18 protein-coding genes are annotated in these 20195 nt (G+C 31.1%); 5 read left to right on the top strand and 13 right to left on the bottom strand.

All coding sequences use genetic code 11. The features are described from left to right. A complete protein-coding gene (gene hcp, locus EDC42_RS05030; RefSeq protein WP_069574558.1) occupies positions 1 to 1308 on the bottom strand; it encodes a hydroxylamine reductase in 1308 nt (435 codons plus the stop codon). A 118-nt stretch (positions 1309 to 1426) separates the two neighbouring features. Here hcp and EDC42_RS05025 point away from each other — a divergent pair, with 118 nt between their 5' ends. Continuing rightward, positions 1427 to 2209 carry a TrmB family transcriptional regulator gene (locus tag EDC42_RS05025; protein ID WP_069574559.1) on the top strand — a complete coding sequence of 261 codons (783 nt, stop codon included), beginning with the start codon at positions 1427 to 1429 and terminating at the stop codon, positions 2207 to 2209. On the opposite strand, the gene EDC42_RS05020 is transcribed toward EDC42_RS05025, so the two are convergent. Continuing rightward, positions 2202 to 2987: an ADP-ribosylglycohydrolase family protein gene (locus EDC42_RS05020; RefSeq protein WP_180365871.1), complete on the bottom strand. Its 786-nt coding sequence runs from the start codon at positions 2985 to 2987 to the stop codon at positions 2202 to 2204. The two genes, EDC42_RS05025 and EDC42_RS05020, sit on opposite strands and share 8 nt — an antisense overlap. Before the next feature lie 92 nt (positions 2988 to 3079). Further along, positions 3080 to 3901, bottom strand: a complete 822-nt coding sequence (locus tag EDC42_RS05015; RefSeq protein ID WP_091699558.1) for a nicotianamine synthase family protein — start codon at positions 3899 to 3901, stop codon at positions 3080 to 3082. Between the two features lie 1238 nt (positions 3902 to 5139). Between EDC42_RS05015 and mcrB the strand changes: the two genes are divergently transcribed. Genes mcrB through mcrA form a run of 4 tightly spaced genes read left to right on the top strand, consistent with a single transcriptional unit; the run spans position 5140 to position 9445 of the window. Beyond that, a complete protein-coding gene (gene mcrB, locus EDC42_RS05010; protein ID WP_069575114.1) occupies positions 5140 to 6471 on the top strand; it encodes a coenzyme-B sulfoethylthiotransferase subunit beta in 1332 nt (443 codons plus the stop codon). A 10-nt stretch (positions 6472 to 6481) separates the two neighbouring features. Then, positions 6482 to 6976: a methyl-coenzyme M reductase operon protein D gene (gene mcrD / locus EDC42_RS05005; RefSeq protein WP_069575113.1), complete on the top strand. Its 495-nt coding sequence runs from the start codon at positions 6482 to 6484 to the stop codon at positions 6974 to 6976. A 17-nt stretch (positions 6977 to 6993) separates the two neighbouring features. Then, positions 6994 to 7788: a coenzyme-B sulfoethylthiotransferase subunit gamma gene (gene mcrG, locus EDC42_RS05000; RefSeq protein WP_069575112.1), complete on the top strand. Its 795-nt coding sequence runs from the start codon at positions 6994 to 6996 to the stop codon at positions 7786 to 7788. 1 nt (position 7789) lies between these two features. Beyond that, entirely contained in the window at positions 7790 to 9445 is a 1656-nt protein-coding gene (mcrA, locus tag EDC42_RS04995) for a coenzyme-B sulfoethylthiotransferase subunit alpha (RefSeq protein ID WP_069575111.1), read from the top strand. Between the two features lie 458 nt (positions 9446 to 9903). Here mcrA and EDC42_RS04990 read toward each other — a convergent pair whose 3' ends face one another. From EDC42_RS04990 to fni, 10 genes are all read right to left on the bottom strand, one after another. After that, positions 9904 to 10308: a hydrogenase iron-sulfur subunit gene (locus tag EDC42_RS04990; protein WP_091699559.1), complete on the bottom strand. Its 405-nt coding sequence runs from the start codon at positions 10306 to 10308 to the stop codon at positions 9904 to 9906. A gap of 12 nt (positions 10309 to 10320) precedes the next feature. Continuing rightward, positions 10321 to 11463, bottom strand: a complete 1143-nt coding sequence (locus tag EDC42_RS04985) for a Coenzyme F420 hydrogenase/dehydrogenase, beta subunit C-terminal domain (RefSeq protein ID WP_211327345.1) — start codon at positions 11461 to 11463, stop codon at positions 10321 to 10323. Positions 11464 to 11472: 9 nt separating this feature from the next. Continuing rightward, complete coding sequence (locus tag EDC42_RS04980) at positions 11473 to 12489, bottom strand: molybdopterin-dependent oxidoreductase (RefSeq protein WP_123833409.1); 1017 nt, start codon at positions 12487 to 12489, stop codon at positions 11473 to 11475. A gap of 16 nt (positions 12490 to 12505) precedes the next feature. Then, the gene (locus tag EDC42_RS04975; protein WP_091699933.1) at positions 12506 to 12871 is read right to left on the bottom strand and encodes a hypothetical protein; all 366 of its coding nucleotides are present in this window, start codon (positions 12869 to 12871) and stop codon (positions 12506 to 12508) included. Between the two features lie 725 nt (positions 12872 to 13596). Continuing rightward, complete coding sequence (locus tag EDC42_RS04970) at positions 13597 to 13998, bottom strand: hydrogenase iron-sulfur subunit (protein ID WP_123833408.1); 402 nt, start codon at positions 13996 to 13998, stop codon at positions 13597 to 13599. Positions 13999 to 14009: 11 nt separating this feature from the next. Then, a complete protein-coding gene (locus EDC42_RS04965; RefSeq protein WP_123833428.1) occupies positions 14010 to 15158 on the bottom strand; it encodes a Coenzyme F420 hydrogenase/dehydrogenase, beta subunit C-terminal domain in 1149 nt (382 codons plus the stop codon). 7 nt (positions 15159 to 15165) lie between these two features. Next, positions 15166 to 16179, bottom strand: a complete 1014-nt coding sequence (locus tag EDC42_RS04960) for a molybdopterin-dependent oxidoreductase (RefSeq protein WP_123833407.1) — start codon at positions 16177 to 16179, stop codon at positions 15166 to 15168. A gap of 628 nt (positions 16180 to 16807) precedes the next feature. Further along, positions 16808 to 17788: a short chain isoprenyl diphosphate synthase IdsA gene (idsA, locus tag EDC42_RS04955; protein WP_069574653.1), complete on the bottom strand. Its 981-nt coding sequence runs from the start codon at positions 17786 to 17788 to the stop codon at positions 16808 to 16810. Positions 17789 to 17801: 13 nt separating this feature from the next. Then, entirely contained in the window at positions 17802 to 19145 is a 1344-nt protein-coding gene (locus EDC42_RS04950; protein WP_069574654.1) for an RNase J family beta-CASP ribonuclease, read from the bottom strand. A 3-nt stretch (positions 19146 to 19148) separates the two neighbouring features. After that, positions 19149 to 20195 (bottom strand): type 2 isopentenyl-diphosphate Delta-isomerase, encoded by a 1047-nt coding sequence (fni, locus tag EDC42_RS04945; RefSeq protein WP_069574655.1) that lies wholly within the window; start codon positions 20193 to 20195, stop codon positions 19149 to 19151.

The raw sequence follows: 20195 nt of genomic DNA, 5'->3' as shown, positions 1-20195 counted from the left end.
CTATTCCCCCATAATTTTTTTGATATCTACTAATGCATTACCAGAAGTTGGAGTCAAATTGTAATTTTCAACTAAGACATTTAAAATGTCTTCATTACACCATGCAGGAAGAATAGGTCCAAGCCACATGTCAGTTTTTCCAAGATAGAGTAAAGCCCATAGTACTGCCGCTGCTTTTTGTTCCATCCAACTGAGAACAATAGTTAATGGTAATTCATTTAATTCCATATCAAATAATTCACATAAAGCTAATGCCACATCAACTGCAACAATGGTGTCATTACATTGACCTAAATCTAATAATCTTGGGATTCCTTCAATATCACCTAAATCTAAGTCATTAAATTTGTATTTTCCGCATGCTAATGTTAAGATAACAGTATCTTGCGGTAAGTTTTGTACAAATTCCCTATAGTAGTTGTTGTGTTTTGATGCTTTGTCACATCCACCGACAACGAAGAATCTTCTTATTTTACCTTCTTCAACTAATTTTTTGATTGCATCAGCATGTTCAACAATAGCACCTGCACTCCAACCTGTAGTAAGAGTGGTTAATTCTTCAGGTTCTAATGATCCTAAAGATTTTGCACATTCAATTACTTCAGAGAAATCATAATTTTCAATAGTTTTTACTCCTTCAAGTTTAGCTACATCCATGGTGAACATTCTTTCTTTATATGCATCAAGTGCCGGTAATACACAGTTACTGGTTCCAACAATAGCTGCATTGTATTTTTTGAAGATTGTTCTTTGATCGTGCCATGCTCCACCTAATTGACCTACTAAATTTTCGTATTTGTTAAGTCCAGGGTATCCATGAGCAGGTAACATTTCGGAATGAGTGTAAACTTTAACATCAGTACCTTCAACTTGTTTTAATAATTCTTCCAATGCTTTTAAGTCGTGACCAGTTACAATAATTGCAGGTCCTTCTTGTGCACCTACTTTTACTTCCACAGGTTGTGGTTCACCATATGCTTCGATGTGTGCATCTTTAAGCAATCTCATTACATCCACACTGATTTTACCTGCTTCCAATGCAAGAGCAACTAAATCCTCAGCATCGAAATTAACATTAGTTAAAGTAGTATACAAACCTTTAGTTAAAAATGCATCAATTTCAGGATTGTATTTTCCTAAAACATTTGCATTGTAGTTGTATGCACTAATTCCTTTCATAGTAAAGATTAAATTATCTTGTAATCTTGCTACGGTTGGTTTTTTACCACAAACACCACTTATAGTACAGCCAGTACCATGAGCAGTCTGAGAACATTGATAACAAAACATATCTAAGCCATCTGCCATAATAATTACCTCATAATTATCGTTAGATAAAATTAGAACAAAATACTATATAAACATTTTGTCACTTTATGAGTTGTAATGGTAAGTATTATATTATAAATCCAACAATACAATAAATATGGATGAAAATATAGCTATACTTAAAGGAATTGGTCTTACTATGTATGAAGCTCAAGCATATGTAACACTCGTTTCATTAATCTCATCAAATGCAACAGAAATATCTGAAAAATCAGGGATTCCTCGAAGTAAAATATATGATGTACTCAAAGGACTAATCCAAAAAAATTACATTGATGTTGAAGATGGAAGACCTTTAACTTACAATGTTAAATCCCCAGTTGAAGTATTAAGTCTTGAAAAAAACAGATTGACTACAGAACTGGATGATACAATAACTAGACTAACAAATGTATATGAAAATGGAATGAGTCAGGTTCAAGCCCCTATTTGGAGGATTTATGGTGTTGATAAAATCATAAATCAAGAATTAGAAATCATTACTCGCGCTAAACATTCAATTAACATGAGAATCGGATTTTTATTTGAAGAAGAAGGAGAAGCATTAGTTAAAATACTCAAAAAAAGAAAAAACTTAAATATCAATATACTTGCTTCACCAACTTGCTGTATTAACAATAAAACATTCAACATTATCAAATTTTTTAAAGACAATGACATGCCAGTTCACAAAGCAGACATTCCATTTGTTAAAGTATTAATTTCTGATTCAAAAGAAATGATGCATACATATACTAAATTTAGTGAAGACAAAAGAACTGTTCTTCCAGAAACCGCAATTGGAATTTGGAACAAATATGAAGATATTGCAAGAAATTATGATGAGCGATTCATGAACCAATTACATAAAATACAAAATAAAAAGAAAAAAACTACATGAACTTTTCTTCAAAATTAACTAAAACATTTAGCAAATCATAATTCAAACGGTTAATTGACTTATACGAAATATTTTTTGGAATATCCCAATATGCAGATGCAATGCTTCCAGCAATAGCTGCTTGTGTATCTGCATCACCACCAAGTGAAACTGCATTTCTAATTGTATCTTCAAATGAAACTCCTTCTAAAAAGCAGATTATAGATTCTGGAACACTTCCAGCACATGAAACATCAAAAGAATAATTAGTCCTTATTTCATCTACACTACGAGATAAATCATAACTGTAATGAGATTCAATATGATGTTTTATCTTCTCTTTACCAGCACCAGTTTTTGCAAGATAAATTGCATCTGAAGTTGCAAGTGCCCCTTTTATTCCCTCAGGATGATTATGAGTTACAATAGCTGACAATTTAGCTAATTTTTGAGATTCCTGTAAGGAATTTGCAACCCAGGGACAGGGAGAAACTCTCATTGCAGATCCATTAGCCCAACTCCCGTAAGGTTTCGGATCAATTTCTTTTAACCAATTTCTAAATCTTCCGCCATAACCTGAATCAGGATATTTATTTCCCCAATATTGTAACTGTTTAATCAATATACTTTCAGAGGCTGTATCTTCAATTAACCAGTTTGCAATAGCTAATGTCATTACAGTATCATCAGTGAATGTAGATTTACGTTTGAAAAGTTTAAAATCTTTTGTTTTAATTGGATTAAACTCACGAGTTGATCCAATGATATCTCCACAAATTGCGCCCAAAATTCCTTTCATGAAATTATATTATATAAAAATAAGTAATAAGAATATCTATAAAAAAATAAAAAAGTTATATGCATAAGCATAATACCAATCTATAAAAAAAATCAAACTATTTTTCTAATTAAAACAGAAGTGTTATTTGTATTTCCTGTTGGTAGGATCATTACCTCTTTATGGAATCCTCTTGTATCCTTATCCAAAACTGGGGAGTATAAAATTGCTCTCATTCCAGTATAAGTCCTATATATTACAGGAGTTTTCTCATCAACATATTGCCAGATATTTGAGAATACCCTTTCTTTTGGTTCTGCTAAAGCAGCAACCATTAAAATATCATATTCCAATGATTCAATAGTGGTTTCGTCCCCAACTATAATTTCAATTTCATTTTCAAGACCTAATTTCTTTAAAAGTTTTCTTGAAAGTTCAGCAACATCTTCTTGCTGTTCAATTCCAATACATTTACATCCAAACAATTCATTAAACATCATTAAAGTAATTGGAAGTGGACCGGAGCCTAAAAACACGAATGTTTTATTTTCATTGAATTTAGCTAATTGACTTTCATTATTTAACAATCCAACATAACGGTCATAAAATTCAAATGATTCTAGATTTGTATCAAGATCATCCGATTCTAACATTTCAATTGCCTTTTCGGTTTCGAGTCTTGCACCAACATAAACATAGAATTTTCTAATTAATTTCAACGCCTTATTCATTTTTTCATCATCAAGAATATGCTTTGCAGAATCAAAATCTATTGTTTTATCATGAGCAATAATTTCAACATCATCTAAAATTTCAATAATTTCGTTAATATCCACATCATCTAATGCAGAATCACCATATTTATCTAAATCACCATATGAGGATAACTTATTAGCAATTTCTTCGAGTTTACCCCAATATTTATAACAACTCATTTGTATCACTTAAAACAATTATAAATAAAATTATCATATATCCCATTTATAAAGTTAACCATAGTAATAATTTTAAATTAAGAATTAATATAAATTAAAAATTTTTTAAACACACTTTAATAAAATATATTATAATGAATTGAGTTTGAAAAAAATAATAATTATTTTAAAATAAATAATAATTAAATATTATTAAATTTAAAAAAAGTATTACAAAATACAAAATGAATTTAAACTAATAAAATTCGAAATAAAAAGATGAAATTATCTAATATCTACCAAATACTAATTAAAATAAACTAAATATTAGATTTAACACATAAAATGAATGTTTATTAAAAAATAATAAAAAATAACAGAAAATTAATAAATATACAAAATCAAATAAAGCACAAATAAACTTCGTACAATAAAATAAAAAACAGTTCCTTTGTTATTTAAAAATATAATAAAAATTGAGAAGTTATAATGAAAAATAAGTATGGAGTGATACAATCACTAAAACAAACATTTATATAATTATTACTATTAAAAGTAATTTGGTTGTTGCACAAAACAAACCAATTTACATCATAAGTTGAAAAAATATAAGTAAAATTGACTTCATCATCAAACTTTGCCAAACCAATAGAAGTCAAAACTTTACTTCTATTTTTTTAATATATCTGATTTTATAAAGTTATATCTTAATTACAAAAACAAAATATTTTATTCAATTTAATTTTTATATTAAAAAATTATTATTTTAATCAATTTTTTTAAGAAAAAATAATACTTAGTACAAATTCACAGTGTAATACTTATTACTTTTTACAAAATCATCAATACCAATAACCATATTTGAAGTAAAATAAAAATTATAGATATTTTAATTCAAAAAAGGACAAAAAACACCTATTTAAACAAGACGTATTATAATTTCCACTAATTTTCTAAAATATTATTGAATAGGGTAAAAATATAAAAATATAAAAATAATACTTTTTAATAAAATAATATTACTAATCTTTTTTTTCAAAATAAAAAAACATACATCAGCTTAAACTTAGATAATAGACTTAAAATTTAGTAAAATAAGAATCAAATAAATTTTAAACCTTTTCAATTGAAGAAAAATTTATATAAGTATTACTAGTAACTAATTACGATTATTTTACTAAAATAATCATTATTAAAACAAGTATTAAAGATTAGTGCAATGCACTAATTATTTAATATGATTTTTTAGGAGGTAGCTAATGAAAATATATGATGACAATTTAGATTTATATGGTCCAGATGGGAAAATTATTGAAGAATCAGTACCCCTTGAATCTATTAGTCCCCTTAAAAATTCTGCTATACAACAGATGATATATGATATTAAAAGATCAGCCGCTGTTAATTTAGTAGGAATTGAAAAAGGTTTAAAATCAGGTGCAATGGGTGGAAAATCCACTTATATTCCAGGCCGTGAATTAGATTTACCTATTGTTAAAAATGCAGAATTAATTGCAACAAAAATTAAAAAAATACTACAGGTTAATGAAGATGATGACACCACAGTCAATCTCATTAATGGTGGACAACAGTTATTAGTTCAACTCCCATTTGAAAGATTAAATGTAGCCGCAGATTACAGTGTATCTACTTTACAAACAAGTGCAGCAACCATTCAATCAATCATTGACAGCTTTGAAATTAATATGTTTGATGCATCAACCATTAAAACTGCAGTAATGGGAGCATACCCAAGAACAGTTGACCTTTCAGGGTCAAATATTAGTGCATTACTTGGACCACCCGTTCTTTTAGAAGGATTGGGATATGGTTTAAGAAACATTATGGCAAATCACGTAGTGGCTATTACAAATAAACAAACTTTAAATGCTGCTGCATTATCTTCAATTATGGAGCAAACTGCAATGTTTGAAACAGGTGATGCTACAGGAGCTTTTGAAAGAATGCATTTATTGACTTTAGCTTATCAAGGATTAAATGCAAATAACCTTGTATTTGATATAGTTAAAGAAAATGGTAAAGGAACAGTAGGTACAGTTATCCAAACATTAGTTGGAAGAGCAATTGAAGATAAAATCATTAAAGTAGCTAAAAAAATGCCCTCAGGATATAATATGTATGAACCTATTGATTGGGCATTATGGAATGCATATGCTGCTGCAGGTTTACTTGCAGCAGTAATTATTAATGTAGGGGCTGCAAGAGCCGCACAGGCAGTAGCATCAACAGTATTATACTATAATGACATGTTAGAATATGAAACTGGACTTCCAGGAGTGGATTATGGTAGAACAGAAGGTGTTGGTGTAGGATTCAGTTTCTTCTCACATTCAATTTATGGTGGTGGAGGACCCGGAACTTTCCATGGAAACCATGTGGTAACAAGACATGCAAAAGGAACTGCAATCCCATGTGCATCAGCAGCAATGTGTTTAGATGCAGGTACTCAAATGTTTTCAGTTCAAAGGACATCAGCATTAATCGGAACTGTTTATGGCACCATAGACAATCTTAGAAATCCAATCCCCAATGTAGCAAAAATTGCAGGAGAAATTAAAGATAAACTTTGAAGGTGTTTTTATGGATGAATCAGAACAAATTAATGTTATAGATGTTAAAATTACTCCATACAGATTTTTAAAACCTAAAACAACCGAAAAGATTTTAAATGAGATTTATAAATTAAAAGGTCAACAAAGAGTCTTAATACATGGTCCTTCTATTCCAAAAAAGGTTTTTTACGGACCGGGTAAAGGACATGTTGTAAATCACACTGATAGAAAGGAAATAAATGTTAAAGGATGTGATGTTGAGTTACGAGTGATGGTTGGGGAAATAATTGTTACTGTAGACATGTCAGAATTAAAAGAATTTATGAATAATCTAAAAGACATTTTAGAAACACACATGCCATGCGATTATTATATATTAATCGGAGTATTTACACGGACAAAAACAACGATTTCAGATTATTTAAAATATGGAAACAATTTCGAAAATTCTATTGACAGACGTTACATTGGTTTAGTAGATTCACATTCAAAAACTTCTGAAACAGTCAAAGTTATTAAATAATATTATGTAGGTGAATTATGGAATATAAAGCACAATATTGTCCTGGTGAAACAATAATTGCTGAAAATAGAAGAAAGCATATGAATCCAGAACATGAATTCAAAAAAATTAGATCCGTTTCTGATGAAGGACTTGTAAAAATTTTAGGCCACAGAAACCCTGGTGAAAGTTATAAAACTGTACATCCCCCATTGGCTGAAATGGAAGATGATGGCGATATTATTAAAAGTATCATAGAACCTACTCCTGGAGCTGCTGAAGGAATTAGAGTAAGATACATCCAATTTGCAGATTCAATGTATAATGCTCCAGCACAACCATACGATCGAGCAAGAACATATATGTGGAGATATAGGGGAGTAGACACAGGAACATTATCTGGAAGACAAGTTATTGAAATAAGAGAGCAAGATTTAGAAAAAATATCTAAAGAATTAGTTGAAACAGATATTTTTGACCCTGCAAGATGTGGTATGAGAGGAGCTACTGTGCATGGACACTCTTTAAGACTTGATGAAAACGGTTTAATGTTTGATGGTCTTCAAAGATATATTTTTAATGAAGAAGATGGTCATGTTTACTACATAAAAGACCAGGTCGGACGTCAATTAGATGAAGCTATAGATGTAGGTGTTCCATTAGATGAAGAATATCTAAAAGAAATTACCACAATATATAGAGAAGACAATATTGGTATGAGACAAGATAAAGAAGCGCTTGAAGTTATAGAAAATATACATACTGCACGTACAGAAGGAGGATATGGTATGGGAGTATTTTTTAAAGACTTGAAAAAGAAGTTAGGTGAATGAAATGGGTTTGGAGAATAAAAAATTTTTAAGCGCACTGAATAAAAAATTTAAAGGCGAAGATCAGGAAAATGACCACACCAGTTTCTATTGCTTTGACGGATGGAAACAATCTGCTAGGAAAAGAGAATTTAATGAAGCTGCTGAAAAATTGGCTAAAGAAAGAAACATTCCTTTTTATAATCCTGATATTGGTGTACCTTTAGGTCAAAGACAATTAATGGCATATAAAATTTCAGGAACCGAAGATTATGTCGAAGGTGATGATTTACACTTTTGTAACAACTCTGCAATCCAACAATTAGTTGATGATATTAAAAGAACAATTATTGTTGGAATGGATACTGCACATTCAGTACTTCAAGAAAGATTAGGTGTAGAAGTAACTCCCGAAACAATAAACGAATATATGGAAAACATTAACCATGCACTTCCCGGTGGTGCCGTAGTACAAGAACATATGGTGGAAGTACATCCGGGTCTTGTAGATGATTGTTATGCAAAAATATTTACTGGAAATGATGATTTAGCTGATGAATTAGATAAAAGACTATTAATTGACATTAACAAGGAGTTTCCAGAAGAACAAGCTGAGATGCTTAAAAGCTATGTTGGAAATAAAACTTATCAAGTAAGTAGAGTTCCAACACTTGTAGTAAGAGCTTGTGATGGAGGTACAGTTTCCAGATGGTCAGCAATGCAAATTGGTATGAGTTTTATTAATGCATACAAATTATGTGCAGGAGAAGCAGCAATTGCAGATTTCTCATATGCTGCAAAACATGCAGATGTTATTGGAATGGGTGCATTTTTACCATCAAGACGTGCAAGAGGACCTAACGAACCTGGTGGTGTAGCATTCGGTACATTAGCAGATATGGTTCAAACATCCAGAATATCAGATGACCCCTGTGAAGTTTCCCTAGAAGTTATTGCAGCAGCTGCAGCATTATACGACCAAGTGTGGTTAGGATCATACATGTCAGGTGGTGTAGGATTTACCCAATATGCAAGTGCAGCATATACTGATGATATTTTAGACGATTTCCTTTATTATGGTAAAGATTATGTTGAAAAGAAATATGGAATGTGTCAAGCTGATTTAAGTATGGACACTGTTCGTGACATATCAACTGAAGTCACTCTTTACGGATTAGAACAATATGAAACACCAACCCTCTTAGAAACTCATTTTGGAGGTTCTCAAAGAGCTTCGGTAGTGTCTGCAGCAGCAGGATGTTCAACTGCATTTGCTACTGGAAATTCCAATGCAGGTGTGAATGGTTGGTATTTAAGTATGATTTTACACAAAGAAACACATTCTAGACTTGGATTTTATGGTTATGATTTACAAGACCAAGCGGGTGCATCAAATTCTTTATCAATTAGAAGTGATGAAGGTTTAATCCACGAGTTAAGAGGTCCAAACTACCCGAACTATGCAATGAATGTTGGCCATCAGCCAGAATATGCTGGTATTGCACAGGCTCCTCATGCAGCAAGAAGAGATGCATTCTGTACAAATCCATTAATTAAGATTGCATTTGCAGATCATCATCTTACTTTTGATTTTAGACATCCAAGAAAAGAAATTGCAAAAGGCGCATTAAGAGAATTTATGCCTGCAGGAGAAAGAGAAATAATTATCCCATCAAGATAATTCCATATTTCTCTTTTTTATTTTTTTAACCACAATCCACAAAACCAAAACCATCCAAAAATCAGAATAAATAACTTAAGCATAGTGATAATAATAAAATTTTTAAAAAAGTTAAAGAAAAGTAAATAAATAGATAGCTATTAAAGGGAGAAGCTTTAATAGCTATTGTAGACAGTGAAAGAAACCTATATGAATTTCATATATTTCTCTTTTTTATTTGATTAATTATTTCTACATCGATGGAGAAAAATTATAACTAAAAAATTGGTAATGCTGACAATTAATTAGTTATCGGCTAAATGATGTTATCAATATAGACCTAATTAATTCGAAAAATAATTAAATATTCTCTACTTAACTATTTTTCTAACATTAGTAAAAGATACTAATCTTAGAAAGACAATTAGGAGGAAGTAAATAACTATAAGATAGTTATTTACATTAATGGCCGGAAATAATTATTTTAATTCTAATGGTCCTAATTTGGTTAATGTTTTGTGGAATTCTTCCATTGTTGTTTGGAATTTTTCACCTTCAGATGCTGAAATCCATTCATGACGGAATCTTTCCTTTTCAATACCGAACTCCTCAAGAATATCTTCAACAATCTTAGATCTTCTAGACCATTTGTAGTTACCTGCATCATAGTGGCAGTCACCAATATGACACCCGCCTACAAATACGCCGTCAGCACCTTCCTGAAATGCTTTAAAGACCATTGACGGATTAATCCTTCCAGAACACATTACACGAATAATTCTAATATTCGGAGGATATTGCATACGTGCAGTTCCTGCAGTATCCGCACCACCATAACAACACCAATTACACAATAAACCTACAATTTTTAAATCTTCAGACATAAAATCACCCCTTTATAATTCTGTTTTTTCTGGACTGTATAAAGGAGGTTTGATATCCTCTGAAACTCCAGCTACATAACCAGTCCGTTCATAGTATTTTTTCTGTAATTTGTCAAAAATTAGTGAAACAGGAATATCCATTGGACATACATCTTCACATTGACCGCAATCACAACAACTGAAACTCATATGAGACAGTCTTACACCCTGAAAAGCAATAGGACTCGGAGGCATATTTGTTCCATCTTTGAAGTAAGATTTGTTTAATTCGCAGTTTTCGAAACACCAGCAGACAGGGCAAATATCACGGCAAGCATAGCAACCGATGCAGCGGCTCCATTCATCCATTTCACTAACCAATGGGTAAGTTGCATCTTGGTTCTTTTTTGCCATTTTAATCATGATGTTTTCAACTTTGCTTCTTCCTTCCACCGCCGCATCATTAGGAGTTTTAGTTTCAAGAATGCCCACTTTTTTAGCACCATCAACTAACTTTTGACCTTTTTCACTGTTGATTTCAATGAATGTCCAGCCATCTTCAGCACCCCAGTTTCCACAAGCAATATCCGCCATTCTTGGAATTTTTACATCACATCTTTGACAATTATTTCGGCGCCCATATCCTTCTGCTTCAAGATCATGAATTTTTACTGCTTCTTCCCCACCATCTGCAAGCTCGATAATGAATTTACCTTTATCTATCTCTTCACTTACAACATCATTAGGATCTGCTTCATAGAATAAATCAATCATTTTTCTACCACTAACAGGAGAAACAGTTCCACCACAATTCAAACCAATGAAATAAACATTATCATCATTAATTCTGTGCCTAATTACAAGTTCATGCATTGCTCTCATGTCACAAGGTTTAACAGTGACTGCAATTTTAGTATCATCATCAATGAATCTTTCAATAATATCCCCAATCATTGTAGGAGCACAGTGATAAGACCCCGCAGTACTTATCAAATCTTCAGAATCTGTTATAAATACTGGCATAGCGTCATAAATATCATCAAATGGCCTTAATGCGAAAATTCCATCAACAAGTTTTTCATCAAGCAAATATTTAAGAATACTAGTTATCGCTCCGCCACATTCACCTGCACTAAGAATATCATCATCTTTAGATTTTGCTAAAACATAACTCATAATACCACTCTAGTTTCCATTTAATTTTTCAATTACTTCGATTTCACTTAATACATCTGATTCCACAACAGCAGTAAACTCCTGACAAGTACCCATTGCATTTACAAATGATCCGTCTTTTTCAAGCCATGTTTTAATAGGCACAATAATATCTGAGATTTTTGTTGTGTTATTTTCACATGGAGCGAAACTTATAATTTTAGAGATTTTAGTAAAATCAAAATCTATTTCATCAGCAATATCATCATTGAATACCAATAAAACTTTAGTATTTTCCAGCAATTCCATCATTTCATCTAAAGATTTAACTTCAACAATATCCAATGTACCTTTAGAATTGGATTTGCTGAAAACAGGTAATTTTTTGCAATTAAGTTCATTAATTTTATCTAAATCATCAACTGAATCAACATAATTAAATACAATTACTGAGGAATCATCAAACTCATTTGCATTTTTATCTAAAAATTCCTCAACAGAAGTGTTGAAAGTTTCATCTGCAATATTGAATGTAACAGATTTTTCACTCTTCCCCAATGCATAAATTTTAGCACCATTCTGCTTTGCATGAACAATCCTCCTACCAATCAAAGGATTTTCAAACAAAAGATCACCAATAACAAATATTTTGCTTGCACCGGCAACATCATCATATGTTGCAACATCATCAAAATTTTTTAAATTATCAGCATAAAATGCCAAATTAAAATTATTAGATTCTGCAAATTCTTTAATAGCCTTAATTTCCTCAACATCATTATTACCTGAACAAACAACAGTAACACTAGATGCATCAGCAGATTTCAACTCTTTTAAAACATCTGCAACAACATCATCCACATTAATATCTTCAAATTTGTTTAAATAACATTCAATTGAATTTCTCCCATTTAAACAATTTTTTCCAGAATTAACCGGATGTCTTTTATAGGGAAAAGTCCCGACAATATCTCCATCTTTTAAAACTACATTAATCCCACAACCAACACTACAGGAAGGGCATAATGTATGCTTAATCTCCAACATAATACATCACCAAATATTAGTTATAGAGAGTTTTTGGAATATGTTCACTGCCTATATCCGGATATTTATCTTCATTTGATAAAATATGACTTGATTGACGGGTTAAAGATATCATATCCATAAGAACATTACATGCACGATGAAAAATTATTTGAGAAACATCTTCTTGAATAAAAATTTCAAATAAATCTAATACAATAACCCCTTCAATTTTAAAGTTTAAATTAAAGTTTTCAATTGATCTTAAATTGATGTCAAAATTTATTTCATTTTGATTTCTATGAACATACTCAATATTCCAATCAATATCCAAATCCAAACTTGAATTTTTAGGGTTCAAACTTTGTCTAATCAATCCAATTTTTTGCATATAAATTTCCATAACTCTCCCCAACTTATTTATTAATAATTAATAAAAAAATTATCCAACTACAAAAATAATCAAATAATTTATACAATACTAACAAGTAATAACCATATAAATGTTTTTAAATAATTTTATGGGAATTCTATGTTTAAATCAGATATAACTAATTGAAAATTAATATTTTTTAGTCAAAATAGATTGAAATTCAATTTATCAAAAATAATTATGTTTAAACAGTTAAATCAAGGAAATTAATAATTTAAAAAATATAAAAAATAAACACCATTCATCACCTCAATACAAAATAAGAACAAATATCATTTTAAAAAATTAAACAAATATCATCAAGATATATCAACGTGAAATAAATTATTTGAATTGAAATTACACTAAACAATGTAAAATACGGAGAATAAAATATTTGTAATACTTTTCAGTAAAATAATACTACTCTAATTCATAAAAAATTTAAAAAAAGTAATACTTGACTATAAGAAATACAAAAAATGGATAGCTATTAAAGATTAACTTTAATAGCCGATTGTAGACAGTAAAAAGAAACCTATACTAATTTCAAATATATTTTTCTTTTTTTGAATTAAATATTCTACATTGATGGAGAAAAGTTGATAACTATCAATCGGTAATGCTTAAAATTAATAGTTATCGGCTGAGATGAGAATTTATCAATGCATATATAATTTAATTCTAAATATTTTATCTCTAAATAAGACCAATAATTATAATTCTAATGGTCCTAATTTGGTTAATGTTTTGTGGAATTCTTCCATTGTTGTTTGGAATTTTTCACCTTCAGATGCTGAAATCCATTCATGACGGAATCTTTCCTTTTCAATACCAAATTCCTCAAGAATATCTTCAACAATCTTAGATCTTCTAGACCATTTGTAGTTACCTGCATCATAGTGGCAGTCACCAATATGACACCCGCCTACAAATACGCCGTCAGCACCTTCCTGAAATGCTTTAAAGACCATTGACGGATTAATTCTCCCAGAACACATTACACGAATAATTCTAATATTTGATGGATATTGCATACGTGCAGTTCCTGCAGTATCCGCACCACCATAACAACACCAATTACACAATAAACCTACAATTTTTAAATCTTCAGACATGAAAAACACCTTTATAATTCTGTTTTTTCTGGACTGTATAAAGGAGGTTTGATATCCTCTGAAACTCCAGCTACATAACCAGTTCTTCCATAGTATTTTTTCTGTAATTTGTCAAAAATTAGTGAAACAGGAATATCCATTGGACATACATCTTCACATTGACCGCAATCACAACAACTGAAACTCATATGAGACAGTCTTACACCCTGAAAAGCAATAGGACTTGAAAATGCGTTTGCCTCATCCTTGAAGTAAGATTTGTTTAATTCGCAGTTTTCAAAACACCAGCAGACAGGGCAAATATCACGGCAAGCATAGCAACCGATGCAGCGGCTCCATTCATCCCTTTCACTAACCAATGGGTAAGTTGCATCTTGGTTCTTTTTTGCCATTTTAATCATGATGTTTTCAACTTTGCTTCTTCCTTCCACCGCCGCATCATTAGGAGTTTTAGTTTCAAGAATGCCCACTTTTTTAGCACCATCAACTAACTTTTGACCTTTTTCATCATTGATTTCAATGAATGTCCAGCCATCTTCAGCACCCCAGTTTCCACAAGCAATATCCGCCATTCTTGGAATTTTTACATCACATCTTTGACAATTGTTACGGCGCCCATATCCTTCTGCTTCAAGATCATGAATTTTTACTGCTTCTTCCCCACCATCTGCAAGCTCGATAATGAATTTACCTTTATCTATCTCTTCACTTACAACATCATTAGGATCTGCTTCATAGAATAAATCAATCATTTTTCTACCACTAACAGGAGAAACAGTTCCACCACAATTCAAACCAATGAAATAAACATTATCATCATTAATTCTGTGCCTTTTTATAAGCTCTTTCATAGCCCTCATGTCACAAGGTTTAACAGTGACTGCAATTTTAGTATCATCATCAATGAATCTTTCAATAATATCCCCAATCATTGTAGGAGCACAGTGATAAGACCCCGCAGTACTTATCAAATCATCAGAATCAGTCACATATACTGGCATAGCGTCATAAATATCATCAAATGGCCTTAATGTCAAAACACCATCAACAAGTTTTTCATCAAGCAAATATTTAAGAATACTAGTTACCGCTCCGCCACATTCACCTGCACTAAGAATATCATCATCTTTAGATTTTGCTAAAACATAACTCATATTAATCACCGACTTAACTATTTAGTTTTTCAATTACTTCGATTTCACTTAATACATCTGAATCTATGACAGTGGTGAAAGTTTGAGTATCACCCATTGCATTTACAAATGATCCGTCTTTTTCAAGCCATGTTTTAATAGGTACAACAATATCTGAGATTTTTGTTGTGTTATTTTCACATGGAGCGAAACTTATAATTTTAGAGATTTTAGTAAAATCAAAATCTATTTCATCAGCAATATCATCATTGAATACCAATAAAACTTTAGTATTTTCCAGCAATTCCATCATTTCATCTAAAGATTTAACTTCAACAATATCCAATGCACCTTTAGAATTGGATTTGCTGAAAACAGGAAAAGATTTACATCCAATAGATTCAATTTTATCTAAATCCTCGGCTGAATCAACATAATTAAATACAATTACAGAGGATTCATCAATATTAGAATCATTAGCATCCAAAAAATCAACTACAGAAGTGTTGAAAGTTTCATCTGCAATATTGAATGTAACAGATTTTTCAGTCTTCCCCAATGCATAAATTTTAGCACCATTCTGCTTTGCATGAACAATCCTCCTACCAATCAAAGGATTTTCAAACAAAAGATCACCAATAACAAATATTTTGCTTGCATCAGCAACATCATCATATGTTGCAACATCATCAAAATTTTTTAAATTATCAGCATAAAATGCCAAATTAAAATTATTAGATTCTGCAAATTCTTTAATAGCCTTAATTTCCTCAACATCATTATTACCTGAACAAACAACAGTAACACTAGATGCATCAGCAGATTTCAACTCTTTTAAAACATCTGCAACAACATCATCCACATTAATATCTTCAAATTTGTTTAAATAACATTCAATTGAATTTCTCCCATTTAAACAATTTTTTCCAGAATTAACCGGATGTCTTTTATAGGGAAAAGTCCCGACAACATTCCCCTCTTTTAAAACTACATTAATCCCACAACCAACACTACAGGAAGGGCATAATGTATGCTTAATCTCCAACATAATACATCACCAAAAAGTAGTTAAAGGGAGTAAAACATGTTCTATAATGAGAACATCATAGCTACTAAAAAAAGTATAATCTAGATTAAATTTTTGACTAACCCAATGAAATTTCCATCAATCATAAAGTTTAAATCTAAATTTTCACATTATCTTGAAATAATGTCAAAACTTATTTCACTTCACCAAAACATATTCGATAATATCATCAAACTCAATCATACGATAAAATTTGTTCTAATCAATCCATTATCTTATGTTATATCTCCATATACTCCCAAACTATTTTATATGTCAATTATCTAATTAAGAACTTTAATTAAATAATTAATACTGTATATATGGTATTACATATATAAATCTTGTCTCTTAAACCTAGGGAATTTAAAGAGTTTAAATCAAATATAAATTTATTTAATTAAATTATACTGAAAATATCCATTTATAAAATAAGAATATTAAAAATAAATGAGATATTGAATTTTGATTTATAATCAAAGAGCATATATTAAAAAAAATAATTATCATAATTAATCATGAAATATCATAATTAATCATGTATAAATTATGATAAGTATTACGATTAATCCTGATAAAAAAAATGAAAAATAAAAAAGTGAGAGAAAAATTATGCACTTCTCTCAAGTACAAAATCTGCAATATCTACAAGCATTTGTTTAGATGAAGAATCATCTAATATTTCAAGTACTTCTTTTGCTTGCTTAATAGATTCTAATGCCAAATTACGAGCATATTCAATAGCGCCGCATTTTGTTAAAATATCGATTGCTTCAGTTATATCTTCATTTGAGTTTTCATCATCTTTTAAGATTTCAAGCAATCTGCCAGTATCATCACTAGCCAAACCTTTAATTGCAATAACGGTCATTTTACCTTTACCAATATCAGAACCAATTGGTTTGCCTAATGTTTCTTCATCAGATACTAAATCAAGATAATCATCCTGAATCTGGAAAGCAAGACCAATCAAACGACCATATTCATACATAGCATCAATGACTCCTTCTGATGCCCCACCCATAATAGCTCCAACTTTAGTAGCCGCTGCAATTAATGCACCAGTTTTTTTGAAAATCATTTCCATGTATTCATCTTCTGTTACATCAAATCTTTCTTCAAAGCCCATATCTAATGCCTGACCTTCACAAATTTTTACACAAGCATCAGCAACAGTAGCTAAAGATTTGTTATTCTGATCAGAGGTAGTTCCTTTATTTCCAATGATAATTTCAAAAGCTTTTGAAAATAATGTATCTCCTGCAAGAATTGCTACATCATCACCCCAAACTTTATGAACAGAAGGCATTCCTCTCCTCATATCATCCTGATCCATAATATCATCATGAATAAGTGAAAATGTATGGATCAATTCAATTGCGGCTGCAGATTTTAATGCAGATTCACGATTACCACCAACAGCCTCAGCAGCAATTAATGTTAAAGCAGGCCTAAGCATTTTACCACCAGCTCTTGTAAGGTAAACTGATGCTTCTGCAAGATTATTAGGAGTAATTGCTGATAATTCTTCTTCAATTGTTCTTGTAATATCAGTGGAATAATTTCCAAGTATTTTTTTTACATCACTCATATACATCCCTCTTTTAACTTTTAAAAACTTGTGCTTGAGCATTTCTCAAGATGTGAATATCATATCCAATTCTATATCCTTCTTCTTCTGCAAGTTCTGCATAAGCTGAAAGCATTGTTAAGTCTCCATGTGCTGGTATGATATGCTGAGGTTTTAACATGCGTAAAAATTCTCTGTGATCTTCTCTTCCAGCATGCCCAGAAACATGAGCATTAGGATAAATTCTTGCACCTTTTAATTTTAATCTTCTTTCCATGATATGCCTATTTGCAGCATTAGTTGGATTTGGAATAATAGGTGCTGAAATAATTACATTATCTCCTTTTTTAATATTGAATGGTGTTCTACCATTAGCTATTCTTGGAAGTAATGCATCAGGTTCACCTTGGTGACCTGTAGTTACAAGCAAATAATTAGCCCTATCCTCATCGGCCCTCAATAAAGCTCTATTTATTGCTTTAGGAGATCCATAAATACTAGCATTCTTAGGTAATTTTAAAATACCTAACTTTTGTGCAATACCACAGAACCTTTCCATTGATCTTCCTAGGAAAAATATTTCTCTGTGACTTTTTTTAGCAATATCTGCAATAGCTTGTACACGTTCAACATGAGATGAAAATGTAGTGACTATCATACCAGTTTTCTCTTGAAGAGGTCCTCTCATTACATCTTCCAATATATTTCGAGCAATACGCTCGGAATGAGTTTTAACTTCATTATAATTAGTAGAATTAGTTGTTTCCACTATTAAAGCAAGTACTCCTTCCCTACCTAATTCTCTTAATCTCTTATAATCAGGAGGAGGAGATACTTTTTGATGATTGTCAAATTTAAAATCTAAAGCATAAACAATAATTCCTTCCGGAGTGTGTAAAACCGGAAATACTGCTTGTGGAATACTATGAGTTGATTGGACAAATTCTAAAGTAATATCTTTTGAAAGTTTTAATTTACTACCTGCATTTAAAGGTCTAATTGGATTATTTACTTTGAATTTGCGTTCACCTTTAATTTGTTTTTCAATTAAAGCAGCAGTATACGGAGTTCCAATTAATGGTGCATCATATCTATGTGCTAATTTAGCAACAGCACCAATGTGGTCTAAATGACCATGTGAAAAGATTATTCCTTTGACTTTTCCATCTACATCTTTCATTAATGTATCATCAGGAATAACTCCTCTTTCGATTAAATCTAAACTATGCATTCTATCGATATCTGTATCTTCATGCATACTAATTCTGTCCAAATGGATACCCATATCAAAAATGATGACATCTTCACCAACTTTGACAGCAGTCATGTTCTTCCCAACTTCTTGGTATCCTCCAATAGCGATTACTTCAACGCTCATGTTTTATCTCCTTGAATAATTTTTTGTGTTAATACCTCTTTCATTAAGCCACTCCCTTGTTTTTCCACGAATAACTAACTTAGATTCTTTTAATTCATCAATATTACTAGCTCCCACTAGAAACATTGCAATTCTTAATGACTCATTGAATCTTGAAATAAATTTGTTTAATTGTTCCTGTGAGGTAGAATTTTTTAAGAAAGGTAAAGCCATACCAACAGCATCTGCTCCAAGAGCAATTGCTTTGGCCGCTTCAAGACCACTGCGAATTCCTCCAGATGAAATTACTGGAACATCAATAGCATTAGTAACTTCAACTGTACTAACCGCAGTTGGAATTCCCCAATCCCAAAATATTTCTCCTAAATATCTATCTTCAGCCCGGTATGTTTCAACAGCCGCCCAGCTAGTTCCACCAGCACCTTCAATATCAATAAAATCAACACCTGCCTCGACTAGTGCTTCTGCAGATTCTGCTGATATACCGCAGCCAGTTTCTTTTGCAATAATTGGAATGTTGACTGAATTTGTAATTTGACTGATTAAATCAAGATATCCCCTTGCATCCAAATCACCTTCAGGCTGTATTGATTCTTGAAGAGGATTTAAATGAATTGCTAGAATATCTGCATCCAATATTTCAACTGCTTTTTCAGCTAAATTTAATTGAGGTGCACCTATATTCCCAACAAGTAAACAATTAGGAGCATTTTCACGAACAACAGTATAAGTATCCTCAAGTTCCGGATGTTCACATGCTGCTCTTTGAGATCCAACACCTAATGCAATATTATTATTTTCAGCAGCAATAGCTAATTGTTTATTGATTTCTTTTGCAGCAGGATGTCCTCCAGTAATGGCTGTAATAAAAAGAGGTGAATCTAATTTTTTACCAAAAGTAGAAGTGGACAAATCAATTTCCTGTTTGTCAATTTCAGGTAAAACATTATGGATCAATTCAATATCTTCAAAACCATTAGTTTTATTTTTAAATGAAACATCATAATTTTCACAAATTAATAAATGCTCTAATTTTCTATCTGAAATCAT

Source organism: Methanobrevibacter gottschalkii DSM 11977, from assembly GCF_003814835.1.
GTDB lineage: Archaea > Methanobacteriota > Methanobacteria > Methanobacteriales > Methanobacteriaceae > Methanocatella > Methanocatella gottschalkii.
The sequence above is the reverse complement of the archived record's forward strand: the minus strand, read 5'-3'. Positions and strand labels throughout refer to the sequence as shown.